Source organism: Frankia sp. Allo2 (assembly GCF_000733325.1).
Classification (GTDB): domain Bacteria; phylum Actinomycetota; class Actinomycetes; order Frankiales; family Frankiaceae; genus Frankia; species Frankia casuarinae.
In genome coordinates this window covers 42090-57165 of sequence record NZ_JPHT01000018.1, presented here as the reverse complement: position 1 = coordinate 57165, position 15076 = coordinate 42090, and the positions used below count along the sequence as shown (strand labels likewise).

Sequence of the window (15076 nt, the reverse complement as noted above, 5' to 3'; positions counted from 1 at the left end):
CGGTGTCGCCTCAGCGCACCCGAGGACCACGGCCGGGGCCGAACCGCGCCCGGCGGTGCGACCACCACCGACGCGTGGAGTCGGAACAGCGGCGCCCGCGACCGCGAACCCAGGCGAACAGGATGTCCGCGGCGTTGGGCCGGTGATGGGTGGTGAGGCGGACACCCGGAACACCCGGCCCGTCCGGCCCATCCGGCGTGGATCGCAGGGCCCGCAGGCCGGCGGCGAACGCCTGTGGATCACCTCCCCGATCCGGATGGTGCGTGCGGATGAACGCGCGGATCTCGGCCCTGCGTCGGGCGGCGTCGAGCTGGCGTCGGGATGACTCCTGCCGCCGATCGGAGGTCACGGCACCCCCATCTCCGGCACCCCCATCTCCGGCACCCCCGCACCCGGCACCCCCGCACCCGGCACCCCCGAACGGGGCGTCCCCGGACCGACTACCGCCGCGTCCGGCCCCTGCGGACACGACAGGTCCGGATCCGGAATTGCCAGATCACGGATGACGACGTCGACCCGGGGACAGCCGGGTTCGACCACCAGCACCGCGGCGCGCACCCGGGCGGCGAGCTCACCGAGCCGTTCCCCGTACCGGCACACGATCTGCACCAGGATCCCGTCCGGCCGTACCCGTACCCCCTCCNCCCGGCGGCCCGGAAGGTAGGTCGCGACCTCGGCCGCGGCACCCGCCCCGCCGTCCGGAACACGGTGACGATCCTTGTGCCGGACCGGCGCGCCGATGAGCCGGACGACACCGGGACAGGACAGCACGGTCCGGGCCACGGCATCCGGGTTCCAGGCGANCCCGCTCNCCGGCCCGGCCGCTGTCGGGTTCGTGCTCATTCGACCCGCCGCGACTCTTCCGACTCCTCCTCGCCGATGTAGACGTCATCGATCGCGATGTTCACCTCGGTGACCTCCAGGCCCGTCATTCCCTCCACAGAGGTGACGACGTTGTGCCGGATCGAGTGGGACAGATCCACGATGGAGACCCCGTAGTCGCAGACGACGTCGAGGTCGATCGCGGCCTGCCGTTCCCCGACCTCCACCGCGACCCCCTGGGAGACGCTGGCCGACGCGCCGGGGATGCGGGCCCGGAACGAACCCATCGCGCGGGCCCCGCTCGAGCCCAGGTTGTGTACCCCGGAGACCTCGCGTGCCGCGACACCGGCGATCTTGCTGACGACGGCGTCCGCGATCGACGTCCGGCCCCGGCCGGTCACCAGCTCGGTGGATGTCTTGCGCTCCGGCACGGTGGTGCGACGCGCACCACCTGCGTCCGAGGCCTTCGCCTCGGGCCCGGCCGCGCTGGTTGTGGTGGTCATGGTGCTCCTTCCTGGCCGGCATCGTCGGAGCGCCCGAAGCGGTGGAAGGGGTCAGGTCCGACCAGGAGCGGGACGTCGAGGGACGATCCGTCCGGGCGCTCTCCGGTGCGGCCGTTCACGATCAGGGATACCCGAATTCTCCGGTCGGACAACAACCCGTTCCCGTCGGCACAGCTACGATCACTGAACGGAAGCGCGCATCGTCCCCGCCGCGTCGCCGGGGGCCGATTCGCTGCGTCCCTCGCGATCCTTCGCGGGCGGACGCTCATCCGCTCCCGGCGTGGGCGGATAGGTTTGGGTGCCGGCCGCCACCGAACGCCACGCCGCCCAGCGGGCGCGCGTGCGTCCGAGCGAAGGAGCATCCGCTGCCTCGATCCCACCCGGGTCCGCGCCGAAGCGTCGGAGCCGGCCCCGCCACCGTCACCGTGCGAGCCCCCGCCAAGGTCAACCTGCATCTCGGCGTCGGACCGCTCCGACCGGACGGCTACCACGACGTCATCACAGTGCTGCAGGCCGTCTCGCTGTTCGACGACGTCTCGGCGACGTCCGTCGATCCCCCGCGGTTCCACGACCCGGGGCCATCGACCACCGACGGGAACGGCGGGTCCGACGGGAACGGCGGGTTCGACGGGAACGGCCGGTCCAGCGGGGACATCGTCGTGACCGTCGAGGTGTCCGGGGAGGGCGCCGACCCGGCGTCGCTGGGTCCGGCGACGTCCACGCCGGAGGTCTCCATCGTCCCCACCGGCCGGGACAACATCGCCGTCCGGGCCGCTCACCTGGTTGCCGAGGCCGCGGGCATCACCTCGGAACGGGTTCATCTCACCCTGACGAAGGGCATCCCCGTCGCCGCGGGGATGGCCGGGGGCAGCGCCGACGCGGCGGCGGCGCTCGTCGCCTGCGACGCGCTCTGGCAGACCGGCCTGGACCGGGCGACCCTGACCCGACTCGCCGCCCAGCTCGGCAGCGACGTCCCGTTCCCCCTGGCCGGCGGCACCGCACTCGGCACCGGGCGCGGCGAGCAGCTCACCGACGTCCTGGCGACGGGCGAGTACTACTGGGTGTTCGCGCTCGCCGACGGCGGCCTGTCCACCCCCGCGGTCTACAAGGAGTTCGACCGGCTGACCGAGGGCAAACTGCGGACCGGCCCGACCCCCGCCGACGACGTGCTCGCCGCGCTGCGCACCGGCGACCCCGGCCAGCTCGGAGCCGCCCTGGTCAACGACCTGCAGCCGGCAGCGCTGCGGCTTCGGCCGTCCCTGCGCCGCGTCCTGGAGGCGGGCCGGGAGCTGGGAGCCGTCGGGGCGATCGTGAGCGGCTCCGGCCCGACCTGCGCCTTCCTCGCGGCCGGAGCGCAGGAGAGCATCGCGCTCGCGGCGAGCCTCGCCGGGATGGGGGTCGCCCGCGCGGTACGCCGGGCCTCCGGGCCGGCGAGCGGCGCCAGGATGGTGGAGGGAGCAGGCGAAGCGCCGTGAGCGCCGTCCTGGTCAGCCTCGAGAACGTCAACGCCGCGTTCGGCACCCGGACGTTGCTCGACCGGGTGAGCCTGGGGATCGGCGCCGGGGAACGGATCGGGGTCGTGGGGCGCAACGGGGCCGGGAAGTCCACCCTGCTGCGGATCATCGCCGGCGAGGTGGCCCCGGACGCCGGCCGGGTCGTGCCCGCCGGTTCCACCCGGGTCGCCACCCTGGCGCAGGCCGACGTGCTCCCCGCCGAGCGCACCGTGCGCGAGATTGTCGTGGGCACCGTCGCTGAGCACGAGTGGGCGGCGGATCCCCGGCAGCGGGGCATCCTCGCCGGGCTCGGGCTGCTCGAACGGCTCGACGACCCGGTCGGACCGATGTCGGGCGGGGAACGCCGCCGGGTGGCGCTGGCCCGGCTCCTCGTCCAGGACACCGACCTGCTGATCCTGGACGAGCCGACGAACCACCTGGACGTCGAGGGGGTCGCCTGGCTCGCCCGGCATCTAGCCGGCTTCCGCGGTGGACTGCTCGTCGCGACCCACGACCGCTGGTTCCTCGACGAGGTGTGCGGACGGGTCTGGGAAGTCGTGGACGGGCGTGTCGACGCGTACGAGGGCGGCTACTCAGCGTACGTGCTCGCGCGGGCCGAACGCACCCGGCGGGCCGACGCCACCGAAGCCAGGCGCCAGAACCTGCTGCGTAAGGAACTCGCCTGGCTACGCCGCGGCCCGCCCGCCCGGACCAGTAAGCCGCGCTTCCGCATCGACGCCGCCAATGCGCTGATCGCCGACGAGCCGCCGCCCCGGGACACCATGGCGCTGCGCAGCTTCGCGGCATCCCGGCTGGGCAAGGACGTCTACGACGCCGAGCACATCACGGTCCGGATCGGGGACCGGACGTTGTTCGACGACGTCACCTGGCTGGTCGGACCGGGGGACCGGATCGGGCTGGTCGGTGTCAACGGAGCCGGCAAGACCACCCTGCTGCGCGTGCTGCTGGGTGCGGTGACGCCGGAGGCCGGCCGGGTCCGGGTGGGGGCCAGCGTGCGACCGGCCCTGCTGTCCCAGGAGATTGCCGAACTACCGGCGTCGCTGCGGGCGCTGGAGGCCGTCGAACAGGTCGGGCAGGTCCTGGAGGTCGAGAAGGGCCGGGAACGGACCGCCGGCCAGTTACTCGAGCAGTTCGGCCTCCCGTCGTCACGGCAGTGGACGCGGGTCGGGGACCTCTCCGGCGGCGAACGCCGCCGGCTGCAGCTGCTGCGCCTGCTGATGGCCAGACCGAACGTGCTGCTCCTCGACGAGCCGACCAACGACCTCGACACCGACACCCTCACCGCGCTCGAGGACCTCCTCGACTCGTGGCCGGGCAGCCTGATCGTGGTCAGCCACGACCGCTATTTCCTCGAACGCACCTGCGACGTGACACTGGCGCTACTTGGCGACGGGCACCTGCGCATGCTGCCCGGCGGCATCGAGGAGTACCTCGCCCGGCGCGCGGCCGCCCGGCAGGACGCCGCGGCTCGGGCACCGTCATCCCGGGGTTCGTCGGCCGCCGGCTGCGGAGCGGGCGGACAGACCACCACCGTCGCCGAAGCCGGGCGGACAGGTGGGCCGCCCGTCCTGTCCGGGGGCGAGCTGCGCGCCGCCCGCAAGGAGCTGACCCGGCTCGAGCGCGCCCTGGATCGCCTGAGCCGACGCGAGCAGGAGCTGCATCACGAGCTGGCCGAGGCCGCGACGGATCACGAGCGTCTGCTGACGCTGGACGCCGAGCTGCGCGCCGTCGTCGCGGACAAGGACAGCACCGAGGAGGCCTGGCTCACCCTCGCCGCCGAGATCGAGGGNGGCTGACAAGCCACCGCCACCCGCCGTCCGGTCAGGCGGTGGCGCGTTTCGCCGCGAGACGCGCCGGGTCCGGCCAGCGGACGTCCCACACCAGGTGAACGGTCTCCATCATCTTGATCAGGTAGAAGCTGGTGTCGATCTGCCAGGGCCGCACCCCGTGCCGGGCCGAGGTCGGCTCGGCGTGATGCAGGTTGTGCCAGGATTCGCCCATCGACAGCAGGGCCAGCGGCCACACGTTGGTCGACCGGTCCCGCGACCGGTAGGGACGCGAGCCGAGGACGTGGCAGATGCTGTTCACCGACCACGTGACGTGGTGCAGCAGCGCGATACGGACCAGCCCGGCCCAGAAGAACGCCTCCAGCGCCGCGGCGAACGAACCCCCCCACAGGCCGCCGATCACGGCGGGCAGCGCGAGGCTGGCGAACGCGCACAGCGCGAACGAGCGGCTGACCTTCATGATGTCGGGATCGTCGAGCAGGTCCGGGGCGAACCGACGCTGGTCGGTCTGCTCGACGTCGAACAGCCAACCCACGTGGGCGTGCCAGAGACCCTTGATCAGCGACCACGTCCCCGGACCGTAACGCCACGGCGAGTGCGGGTCGCCCTCGGTGTCGCTGAAGGCGTGATGACGCCGGTGGTCGGCCACCCAGCGGATGACCGGACCCTCGATCGCCATGTTGCCGGCGACCGCCAACGCGATCCGCACCGGCCTGGACGTCCGGAAGCCGCGGTGGGTGAAGTAACGGTGAAAGCCGATCGTCACGCCGTGGCCGGTGATGCCGTAGAACACCACGGCGAGGACGACGTCCCGCCAGGAGATCCACTGCCCCCACATCGCCGGGATCGCGACCGCCAGGGCGACCAGCGGCACCACGATCGTCACCACCATCACGATCTGCTCGGCGTGGGCCTTCGCCATCGAGCGGGGCCGCGTGGCGTTACCGCGGCTGTTCGCGGGATCAGCCCGGCGGGGAACCGGACCCGTGGTGGGTTCGCGGTTGTCCCGCGGNGCCCGATTATCGCTCGGCGTCACCGTGTCGGTAGCGGTCATTGCCTCGTTCCATCCGTCGCGGCTGGCCCACTGTGCCGGCGCTCCATCCGCCACGGTAGCCCGCCGACATGACAACGTCCCCCCTCCTCCACGTCCGCCACGCAAACAAACCATCCGTCGCCGACCCGACCCGGATCGATCGGCACCGCCGCGCACCACGATCACCGACAGGTCGATGACAAGCCGATGACAAATAATGACATCCAATGACATTTAACGCCATCAGCCGACAGTCGGTGACAGTCAGTGACAGTCAGGCGACGAAGAGATGAACGACAGCCGGCCAAACCCGGTCCGGGACGCCCGCCCGCGCCGGCCGCCCGCGCCGGCCGGCGGGCCGGGTAGCCGGTGGCGGCCCGGCTTTTACCATCCGAGCCACCCCACGATGGTAGAGTTGGCGTGTTTTCTCGCGGTCCGCCGTAGTGTAATCGGCAGCACAGGAGATTTTGGTTCTCTTAGTCCACGTTCGAGTCGTGGCGGCGGAGCACTACCAGGCACCACCAGTAATACCATCGAAAAGAATATTCCGGAAGCACCGCCGCCGCACCATCACCACGGCGGTGGCCAGGCCCACATCATTTCCCGGTCCGGGGCCGGCGTGTTCCCGGGATGGCCGTGGCATCTGCCGGCGCCTTCCGGTCGACGAGTAGTGTGGGCGCCGTCGCCCCACCGCTGTCCAGGTCCGAAGACTCGGGAGATCGCGTGACATCATCACGTCCGGTGGCCGTCATCATCCTGGCAGCGGGCGAAGGCAAGCGCATGCGCTCGACGAGACCGAAGGTGCTGCACCACATCGCTGGGCGCTCCCTTCTCCACCACGTGCTGAGCGCGGCCGGAGCCCTCGCGGCGGCGCGTACCGCGGTCGTCGTGGGCCACGGCCGCGAACAGGTCGCGGCGATGCTGGCGGAGCAGGCTCCCGAGGTCGTCCCGGTCGTCCAGGACCGCCAACACGGCACGGGCCACGCCGTCCGGGTGGCCCTGGCGGCGCTCGGCGAGCTGGCGCCCGGCGACACGGTGGTCGTGCTGCCCNGCGACACCCCGCTGTTGACCAGCGCGACACTCACTGCCCTGGTGGCCCAGCACCATGCCCGGGCGGCCGCGGCGACGGTCCTGTCGGCCGTCATCGACGACGCCACCGGTTACGGCCGGGTGGTGCGCGACGGCGACGGCGCGGTCCGGGCCATCGTCGAGCATCGCGACGCCGACGCCGCCACCGCGACGATCCGAGAGATCAACACCGGCGTGTACGCGTTCGCAGCGGGCCCGCTCCAGACCGCGCTCGCGCGGCTGACCAGGGATAATGCTCAAGGCGAGGAGTACCTCACCGACGTCGTCGGGCTGCTGGTCGCCGCCGGGCAGCCGGTGGCCGCGCGGGTCGTGGACGATCCCGGCGAGGCCGGTGGGGTGAACGACCGCGTCCAGCTCGCCGCCGCCGGACGGGTGCTGCGGGACCGGATCGTCGAGGCGGCGATGCGCGCCGGCACCACCGTCGTCGACCCGCGGACCACCTGGATCGACGCCGACGTCACTCTCGAACCGGACACGACTATCGCCCCCAACACCTTCCTGCACGGCCGGACGCACGTCGCTCGCGGCGCCGTCATCGGCCCCGAATGCACCTTGACGGACACGACGGTAGGCGCGGGCGCGACCGTCCTGCGGACCACGGCCGAGCGGGCCGAGATCGGCGCCGGGGCCGTGGTCGGGCCTTACAGCCATCTCCGACCGGGCACCCGACTGGGCCGCGAAGGCAAGATCGGCTCCTTCGTCGAGACGAAGTCGGCCGATCTCGGGAACCAGACGAAGGTCCCGCATCTGGCGTATGTCGGCGACGCGGTGGTCGGCGAGCGCAGCAACATCGGATGCACGACGGTCTTCGTGAACTACGACGGGGTGGCCAAGCACCGCACGGTGATCGGCTCGGACGTCNGGATCGGCAGCGATACCATGCTCGTTGCTCCGGTCACGGTCGGGGACGGGGCCTACACCGGCGCCGGATCCGTGATCCGGGAGGACGTTCCGCCGGGCGCGCTGGCGGTCCGGGAGGGGCGGCAACGGATCATCGAAGGCTGGGTCTCCCGCCGCCGTCCCGGCAGCCCGGCGGCACGAGCGGCCGCCGCTGCCGGCGTCCAGGCCCCCGGCAGCGTCGGGGATCCCGAGCATCCCGATGAAATGCCGCAACCGTCCGCGGCCGAGGCCGCCGTGCCGATCCCAGCTCATCAGGGTGACGTGGCGCACCGGAGTGAGTTGCCGCATACCGGCGAGGGCGAGGCCGGCATCGCTGGCATTCCCGGCGCGGGGAGCAGAACGTAAAGAGACGTCCGTCCAAACCTTCTGGCCAGCGAGGGGATGCACACCGCCCGACCTGCCCCGCCCGGGTCGGCCGCCCGGGGTCCGCAGGCGGCGATCCGGGCACGTGGGTACCATCCCGCCTGCGCAAACAGGGGCGGGGCCGGGTATGCCCGAGTGTTGAACCGTGCAGCCTCACGGCCGTTCCCCCGGACGGGTCNCCCGCCCGGGGGCTGCCCCCGCCAGCCCGATCACGCCAGCCCGATCATCCCGTCACGCCCGAGGAGTACGCGGTGGCCTACCAGACCGAGAACCGGCGCAATCTGATGCTCTTCGCGGGACGTTCGCACCCGGGCCTCACGGCGGAGGTCGCGGCCGCGCTCGACGTCGAGCCCGTCCCCACCCATGCCTACGAATTCGCCAGCGGCGAGATCTTCGTCCGCTTCTCCGAATCGGTTCGGGGCTGCGACGCCTTCGTGCTCCAGTGCCATTCGGCTCCGGTGAACACCTGGCTGATGGAACAGCTGATCATGGTGGACGCGCTGAAGCGGGCCAGCGCCAAACGGATCACCGTCGTCGCGCCCTTCTACCCCTATGCGCGCCAGGACAAGAAGCACCGTGGCCGGGAGCCGATCTCGGCCCGCCTCGTCGCCGATTTGTTCAAGACCGCCGGCGCGCACCGGCTCATGTCGGTCGACCTGCACACCGCCCAGATTCAGGGCTTCTTCGACGGGCCGGTGGACCATCTCTTCGCGTTGCCGCTGCTCACCGACTACATCGAGTCCAAGCTGGACACGTCCGAGGTGACCGTCGTCGCCCCCGACTCGGGCCGGGTCCGCGTGGCCGAGCGGTGGACCGACCGGCTCGGCTGCCCGCTGGCCATCATCCACAAGCGGCGTGACCCGGACGTTCCCAACCAGGTGAAGATGTTCGACGTGGTCGGCGAGGTGCACGGACGGACCTGCGTCATCGTCGACGACATGATCGACACTGCCGGCACGATCACGAAGGCCGCGGAGTCACTCAAGGAGCACGGCGCGGCGGGCGTCATCGCGGCGGCAACCCACGGCGTGCTCTCCGGCCCCGCCGCCGACCGGCTGAAGAACTCGGAGATCAGCGAGGTCGTCCTCACGAACACGCTGCCCCTGCCCAGCGAGGCTCGCATCGACAAGATCACCGAACTGTCCATCGCCCCGCTGCTGGCCGCGGCCATCAAGGCCGTGTTCGAGGACGGGTCGGTGACCGGCCTGTTCGGCGGAGACGCCTGACCGAGGCTCGCATCCCCNCCCCGCCGCGAGACAGGCGCGGGCAGGCGAACGGCCGCGGCGAACGACCTGGGGCGTCCCGGCGGCCGCCCCGCGTCCGTAGACTGCCCTGCCATGGCAGCGCAACAGCCGAAGGTGTCTCTCACCGGGATCAAGCCGACGGGCGAGCCGCACCTCGGCAACTACATCGGAGCGATCCGGCCGTCGCTGGAGCTCACCTCGGCCTACGAGTCGATCTACTTCGTCGCCGACTATCACGCCCTGACATCCGTGCGTAGTCGCGAGGAGTTGGCGAGCTATACCCGCTCGGTGGCGGCCACGTGGCTCGTGCTCGGGCTCGACCCGACGAGCACGATCTTCTACCGCCAGTCCGACGTCCCCGAGATCTTCGAGCTGACCTGGGTGCTGTCCTGCGTCACCGGCAAGGGTCTGATGAACCGGGCCCACGCCTACAAGGCGGCCCGTGACCGCAACGCCGAGGCCGGCGTCCCCGATCTGGACGCCGGCATCAACATGGGCCTGTTCAACTATCCGATTCTGATGGCCGTCGACATTCTCATCATGAATGCCGACGTGGTCCCCGTTGGCCAGGACCAGTCGCAGCATGTGGAATACGCCGCCGACATCGCCGGCTCCTTCAACCATCTGTTCGGCGACGTGTTCAGCCTGAAGATCCCGGAGGTGGTCCTCCCGGCCGGGAGCTCGGCGAAGGTACTGCCCGGCATCGACGGCCGCAAGATGAGCAAGTCATACCGGAACACAATCCCCCTCTTCGCGCCGGAGAAGCAGCTACGGAAACTCGTCCGTGGGATCGTGAGCGACAGCACANCGCTGGCGGACCCGAAGGACCCGGACAGTTCCGCGGCCTTCGTTCTGCTCGAGAACTTCGCGACTCCAGAAACGATCAAGGAGATGCGCGGCCGTCTGGAGCAGGGCGGCACCGGGTGGGGCGAGGTGAAGAACGCCCTGTTCGAGACGCTCAACGACTGGCTGTCACCGCTGCGGGAGCGCTACACCGAGCTCATCGCCCCGGACAGCGAGCTGGACGGCATCCTCGCGGCGGGTGCCGAGCGGGCCCGCGACCGGGCCCGGCCGGTGCTCGCCGGCGTCCGGCGCGCGATCGGGATCTCGCACCTCTGACCTCCCCCGCCGTTGCGCCCTTCCCCGCCGTTGCGCCGGGTGGCTCAGTTGCGCCGGGTGGCTCAGTCGGAGCGGGCGGCGCGGGCAGCGGCCAGCCGGCAGAAGGCCGCGATGTCGAGGGTCTCGCCCCGGGCACCGGGATCGACCTCGGCGGCACGCGCCAAGTCCCCGGCGGCGGCGGGCGATCCGGCCCAGGGCGCCAGGGCCGTACGCAGGGTCTTGCGGCGCTGCGCGAACGCGGCATCGATCGCGGCGAACACGTCCGCCCGCAGCCGCGCCGGACCGGGCAGGGGCCTGCGGGCGAAGGCCACCAGCCCTGAATCAACGTTCGGCTGCGGCCAGAAGACCGGTCTGGGCACCGCGCCGGCCGGCCGGGCGTGCGCGTACCAGGCCAGCTTGACGCTGGGCGCCCCATACACCCGGCTGCCCGGCGGCGCGGTGAGCCGGTCGGCAACCTCCGCCTGGACCATCACCAGCCCACGGCGCAGCGAGGGCAGCCGTTCCAGCAGCCCGAGCAGCAGCGGCACCGCGATGTTGTAGGGCAGGTTCGCGGCGAGCACCCCGGGCGCGGCCACGTCGGCGGGCAGGTCGGCCAGGGTGACCCGCAGACCGTCGGCGGCCACCACGCGCAACCGCTCGGCGACGTCGGCCGGCAGCCGGGCGGCCACGGTCACCGGCAGGGCCGCGGCGAGGGGGCGATCCACCTCGACGGCGACGACGGCCTTCGCCGCCTCGACGAGCCCCAGGGTCATCGACCCGAGTCCTGGCCCGATCTCCAGCACCGTGTCGTCCGGGCCGACGCCGGCGAGCCGCACCAACCGGCGGACGGTGTTCGCGTCAACGAGGAAGTTCTGTCCGCGCCGTTTCGTCGGCCGCAGGCCCAGCTCGTGCGCGAGGGCCCGAAGTTCAGCCGGCGAGAACAGCGCGTCGGTGTCTACCAGGGCCCGAACACCCGCTCCGCGTTCGCGGCGATGTGCGTGCCGAGCTCGGCGACGCCGACGCCGCGGGTCTCGGCCAGCACCCGCAGCGTCAGCGGAATGAGGTACGGGCCGCCGGGCCGGCCCCGCCAGGGGGTCGGGGTGAGGAACGGCGCGTCGGTCTCCACCAGGATGAGATCCGCCGGAGCGACGGCCGCCGCCTCCCGCAGATTGGCGGCATTGGAGAAGGTGACGTTGCCGGCGAACGACATCACGTACCCGGCGTCCGCGCAGATCTTCGCCATCGCCGTGTCCCCGGAGAAGGCGTGGAAGACGACCTTCTCCGGGGCGCCCTCCTCGGCGAGGATACGCAGCGTGTCGTCGTGGGCGTCCCGGTCGTGGATCATCAGCGCCCGGCCGGTCTCCTTGGCGATCGCGATGTGGCGCCGGAAGCTCTCCTGCTGCACGGCATGCGCCTCGGGTGGGGTGCGAAAGTAGTCCAGGCCCGTCTCGCCGACCGCGCGCACGCGATCGGCGCGGGCCAACTCGGCGATGGCGGCGAACGTCTCCTCGGTGACCCCCCGGGCCGCCTCGTTGGGATGAATCGCGACGGCGGCGTAGATCTCCGGATGCGCCGCGGCAACCTCGGCCTGCCATCTGCTGGTGGGCAGGTCGATGCCGACGGTGACGGCCCGCGTGACACCGACCGCCCGGGCCGCCGCGATCGCCGCCGGAACTTCGGTGCCCATCAGGTCGAGATGACAGTGGCTGTCGACCACGGCCACGGGAAGAGGGTCCGGCGGTGGCGGCGGATCACCCGACCGGCCAGAGTTTCGCGCCACCTCACCCGCCCTCTCGTGCCCGCCCTTCGTTTCCTGAGGTCTGAAGTCTACGACCGCCGCCGGGTGTGCCAGACAACCCGGCATGGGACGCTAATCGGGTGAGCAAGCGCAAGGACCCCACGCGATGACGACACCGTTGACCGTTGCCCTGGTCACCCCGCTGACCGGTCCCGATGCCGCCCAAGGCCTCGCCGGGCTACGAGGGGTCACCCTGTGGGCGCGTGACGAACGCCTCCCACTGCCCTGGGACGAGGTGAGTCTCACCGCCTACGACGCGTATCCCGATTCGGCCGCCGCCATGCGCGCCGCGGTGGCCGCGGGGCCGGACGCCCTGCTCGGACCCTACGGCCACCGGGCGGCACTCGCGGCCTGCGCCTCGACGGACCGGGTGGTCTTCAACACCGGCGCCCCGTCCACGCGCTTCGTCCGGCAGGCGTTCCCGAACGTCGTGAACATCGCCGCGGCCACCTCGACCTGGCCGCGCGGGGTCCTCGCCGCCGTACGGGCGGCCGATCGACGGGCCCGCAAGGTCGTCCTGCTCGCCTCCGGGGACACCGCCGTCGAGATCACATCGGTGACGAAGGCCGCCGCGGTGGCGCAGTCGTTCGAGGTGGCCTCGCACGTCTTCCCCCCGGGCAAGGCCGCCCTCGCCGCGACCCGGCTGCCCCCGGGCGACATCCTCATCGTCCACGCCGGCCCGGACGACGAGCTGGCGGCGGCGAACATCCTGCTGCGCCGGCCGTGGCGGGCGGCCGCNTTCTCCNCNGCCGTCAGCGCGCAGGCCACCGCGAGCCTGGGCGACCTGCGCGAGCAGCTGCTGGCGCCGGGCAGCTGGATGCCCGAGAGCACCCAGCCGACCGCGACCGGCCCGACCGCGCGGGAGTTCACCGCCGACTTCACCGCCCTGCACGGCGTCGCGCCGACCGAAACGGCGGCCTGGGCCTACGTCACCGGGTTGATCCTGGGACGGGCCATTCGCTACTGCGGAGGCGTGCAGGATGCCTCCGTGCTCGCCGCCGCCCGGGGCATCGACACGACCACGTTGCTCGGTCGCTTCCGGCTGGACGAGGCGACGGGGCTCCAGGTCGGCCACCAGATCCCGATCGTGCAGTGGCAGGCCGGTGCCTCCCGGACGGTCTGGCCCCGTGAGTCGGCGCGGGCACCGTTCGCCCATCCCCGGCTGTTCACCAGCCGACCGGGGATGGCGTCTCGGACTTCGCCGGGGACGCCCACGCCCACGCAGCCTCGGACGCCTCCGGCCTCACGCACACTCCCCACCACGTGAGTGGCTCTCCGCCGCCAGCGGACCGTCCGGGGCGGGTGAACCGTCCGGAGCGGGTGAACCGTCCGGAGCGGTGGACCACCCGGAGCGGGTGAACGGTGGTTGGTTCGGGTGCCGCCGTGGTACTGAGAAGCTCTACGGCGGCACCTGCGCGGGCCGCGGAGGGGGAAACATGACGGCGGGTCCACTCGGTCGTGTTCCCACGAGGCCGTGGCGCCGCCGGGCCGCGGTGGGCATCCTCGGCGGCCTGACGGTGGCCTTCGCGGTGGCGACGGCCCGGCTGTTCGTCTTTCCGCACCAGGATGCTCCCGCCCCGGTGGACGCGATCGTCATGTTCGCCGGGAGCCCGGGACGGCTCGAACGCGCCGTCGCACTCGCGCGGGCCGGCTACGCACCCGTGCTCGCGGTCTCGGCGCCGACGGAGAAGGACCCGTGCCCCGGGCCCATTCCCGGGGTGGAGGTGATCTGTTTCTCGCCCGATCCGCGGACGACCCAGGGCGAGTCGCGGTGGACCTCCGCGGCGGCGGCACGCCGCGGGTGGCATTCACTCATAGTCGTCGCCTCGACCTCGCAGAGCACGCGCGCCCGGCTGCGCCTCGCCCGTTGCTATGACGGCGAGACGCGGATGCAGGGGGTCCCGCCCCCCCGCCGGGCCTGGCCGTACGTGATCGCCTACGAGTGGGCGGCGCTGGGCAAGGCCCTCGTTCTCCAACGCCACTGCTGACCGCCGACCGTGCTCAGCGCCCGCCAGCCCGGTCCCCGGCCCGGACGGCGAGCTCCGCGGCATAGACCTCGTTGCGGGAGACGCCGTACTCGGCGGCCACGGCCTTGCGCGCGTCCTTCGGGGACATCCCCACCGAGGTTCGTCGGGCTACCTCGGCGACGAGGATCCTGCCGTCGATGATCGGTTCGGCCCCGCTCAGCCCGGCCCCGCCTGGTTCGGCCCCGCTCGGCTCGGCCCGGCCCCGGGCACCGCCGGCGACCACCAGCGTGAACTCCCCCCGGATGACCCGGCCGTCGGTGGCCCAGCCGAGCAGATCGGCGAGGTCGCCGCGGACGATCTCCTCGAAGGTCTTCGTCAGCTCGCGGCAGAGCACCGCCGGCCGGTCGGCGCCGAAGGCCGCGACGAGGTCGCGCAGGCCGGCCACGAGCCGGTGCGGGGACTCCAGGAACACCATCGTCCGCGGCTCGCCGGCCAGGTCGCGAAGGCGTCCACGCCGATCGCCGCCCTTGCGCGGCAGGAAGCCCTCGAAGGTCCAGCGGTCCGTCGGCAGCCCGCTGACGGCCAGGGCCGCGGTGACGGCGGACGGACCGGGAACGACGGTCACGGCCATCCCCGCGGCGGCGGCCGCGGCCACGACCCGGAACCCGGGGTCGGAGACGGCGGGCATCCCGGCGTCGGTGACGAGCGCGACGGTGGCGCCCTGGCGCAGGTAGTCGGTGAGCTGGGCGGCCCGGGCGCCTTCCACCGCGTCGTAGCACGACACGATCCGCCCGGACACCGTCACGCCGAGCGCGTGCGCCAGCCGTAGGACCCGGCGGGTGTCCTCGGCGGCGATCACATCCGCGGTGGCGAGGATCTCGCCGAGCCGAGGGCTGGCGTCCCGGACGTCGCCGATGGGGGCACCGCACAGCACCAGGGTCCCGGACACCCGACCAGT

Annotated in this window: 14 protein-coding genes and 1 pseudogene; 8 read left to right on the top strand and 7 right to left on the bottom strand. The window is 72.3% G+C overall.

From position 1 onward, the window contains the following. Window positions 1-10: 10 nt before the first annotated feature. The 3 genes from ALLO2_RS27275 to ALLO2_RS13665 form a co-directional block, all read right to left on the bottom strand. Complete coding sequence (locus tag ALLO2_RS27275) at window positions 11-349, bottom strand: hypothetical protein (protein WP_049760994.1); 339 nt, start codon at window positions 347-349, stop codon at window positions 11-13. Beyond that, on the bottom strand, window positions 346-783 hold the full coding sequence (locus ALLO2_RS13670; RefSeq protein ID WP_198031003.1) for a hypothetical protein: 438 nt from the start codon (window positions 781-783) through the stop codon (window positions 346-348). The genes ALLO2_RS27275 and ALLO2_RS13670 overlap by 4 nt, the downstream gene beginning before the upstream one ends. 56 nt (window positions 784-839) lie before the next feature. Continuing rightward, window positions 840-1325, bottom strand: coding sequence for an Asp23/Gls24 family envelope stress response protein (locus tag ALLO2_RS13665; protein WP_023840059.1), 486 nt, complete (start codon window positions 1323-1325; stop codon window positions 840-842). Between the two features lie 425 nt (window positions 1326-1750). Between ALLO2_RS13665 and ALLO2_RS13660 the strand changes: the two genes are divergently transcribed. From ALLO2_RS13660 to ALLO2_RS13655, 3 genes and pseudogenes are all read left to right on the top strand, one after another. Then, a complete protein-coding gene (locus tag ALLO2_RS13660) occupies window positions 1751-2800 on the top strand; it encodes a 4-(cytidine 5'-diphospho)-2-C-methyl-D-erythritol kinase (protein WP_023840058.1) in 1050 nt (349 codons plus the stop codon). Next, a pseudogene (locus ALLO2_RS28285) lies at window positions 2797-3268 on the top strand (ATP-binding cassette domain-containing protein); the annotation flags it as partial. The gene ALLO2_RS13660 and the pseudogene ALLO2_RS28285, both read left to right, overlap by 4 nt. 83 nt (window positions 3269-3351) lie before the next feature. Beyond that, window positions 3352-4635, top strand: coding sequence for an ABC-F family ATP-binding cassette domain-containing protein (locus tag ALLO2_RS13655; protein WP_369808158.1), 1284 nt, complete (start codon window positions 3352-3354; stop codon window positions 4633-4635). Between the two features lie 25 nt (window positions 4636-4660). Here the strand turns inward: ALLO2_RS13655 and ALLO2_RS13650 are convergent, their stop codons facing one another. After that, window positions 4661-5680 (bottom strand): acyl-CoA desaturase, encoded by a 1020-nt coding sequence (locus ALLO2_RS13650; RefSeq protein WP_023840057.1) that lies wholly within the window; start codon window positions 5678-5680, stop codon window positions 4661-4663. Window positions 5681-6382: 702 nt separating this feature from the next. On the opposite strand from ALLO2_RS13650, the gene glmU reads away from it, so the two are divergent. From glmU to ALLO2_RS13630, 3 genes are all read left to right on the top strand, one after another. Continuing rightward, window positions 6383-7993 carry a bifunctional UDP-N-acetylglucosamine diphosphorylase/glucosamine-1-phosphate N-acetyltransferase GlmU gene (glmU, locus tag ALLO2_RS13640; RefSeq protein WP_084588434.1) on the top strand — a complete coding sequence of 537 codons (1611 nt, stop codon included), beginning with the start codon at window positions 6383-6385 and terminating at the stop codon, window positions 7991-7993. Between the two features lie 269 nt (window positions 7994-8262). Next, entirely contained in the window at window positions 8263-9237 is a 975-nt protein-coding gene (locus tag ALLO2_RS13635; protein ID WP_011438336.1) for a ribose-phosphate diphosphokinase, read from the top strand. Between the two features lie 111 nt (window positions 9238-9348). Then, window positions 9349-10374 (top strand): tryptophan--tRNA ligase, encoded by a 1026-nt coding sequence (locus tag ALLO2_RS13630; protein WP_035732503.1) that lies wholly within the window; start codon window positions 9349-9351, stop codon window positions 10372-10374. A gap of 62 nt (window positions 10375-10436) precedes the next feature. Here the strand turns inward: ALLO2_RS13630 and rsmA are convergent, their stop codons facing one another. Beyond that, a complete protein-coding gene (rsmA, locus tag ALLO2_RS13625) occupies window positions 10437-11192 on the bottom strand; it encodes a 16S rRNA (adenine(1518)-N(6)/adenine(1519)-N(6))-dimethyltransferase RsmA (RefSeq protein ID WP_011438338.1) in 756 nt (251 codons plus the stop codon). A 116-nt stretch (window positions 11193-11308) separates the two neighbouring features. Continuing rightward, entirely contained in the window at window positions 11309-12133 is an 825-nt protein-coding gene (locus ALLO2_RS13620) for a TatD family hydrolase (protein ID WP_011438339.1), read from the bottom strand. 124 nt (window positions 12134-12257) lie between these two features. Here ALLO2_RS13620 and ALLO2_RS13615 point away from each other — a divergent pair, with 124 nt between their 5' ends. Next, window positions 12258-13418 carry an ABC transporter substrate-binding protein gene (locus ALLO2_RS13615; protein ID WP_035732499.1) on the top strand — a complete coding sequence of 387 codons (1161 nt, stop codon included), beginning with the start codon at window positions 12258-12260 and terminating at the stop codon, window positions 13416-13418. Window positions 13419-13587: 169 nt separating this feature from the next. Next, complete coding sequence (locus tag ALLO2_RS13610) at window positions 13588-14139, top strand: YdcF family protein (RefSeq protein WP_023840053.1); 552 nt, start codon at window positions 13588-13590, stop codon at window positions 14137-14139. A 13-nt stretch (window positions 14140-14152) separates the two neighbouring features. On the opposite strand, the gene rsmI is transcribed toward ALLO2_RS13610, so the two are convergent. After that, window positions 14153-15067 carry a 16S rRNA (cytidine(1402)-2'-O)-methyltransferase gene (rsmI, locus tag ALLO2_RS13605; protein ID WP_035732497.1) on the bottom strand — a complete coding sequence of 305 codons (915 nt, stop codon included), beginning with the start codon at window positions 15065-15067 and terminating at the stop codon, window positions 14153-14155. Window positions 15068-15076: the final 9 nt, after the last annotated feature.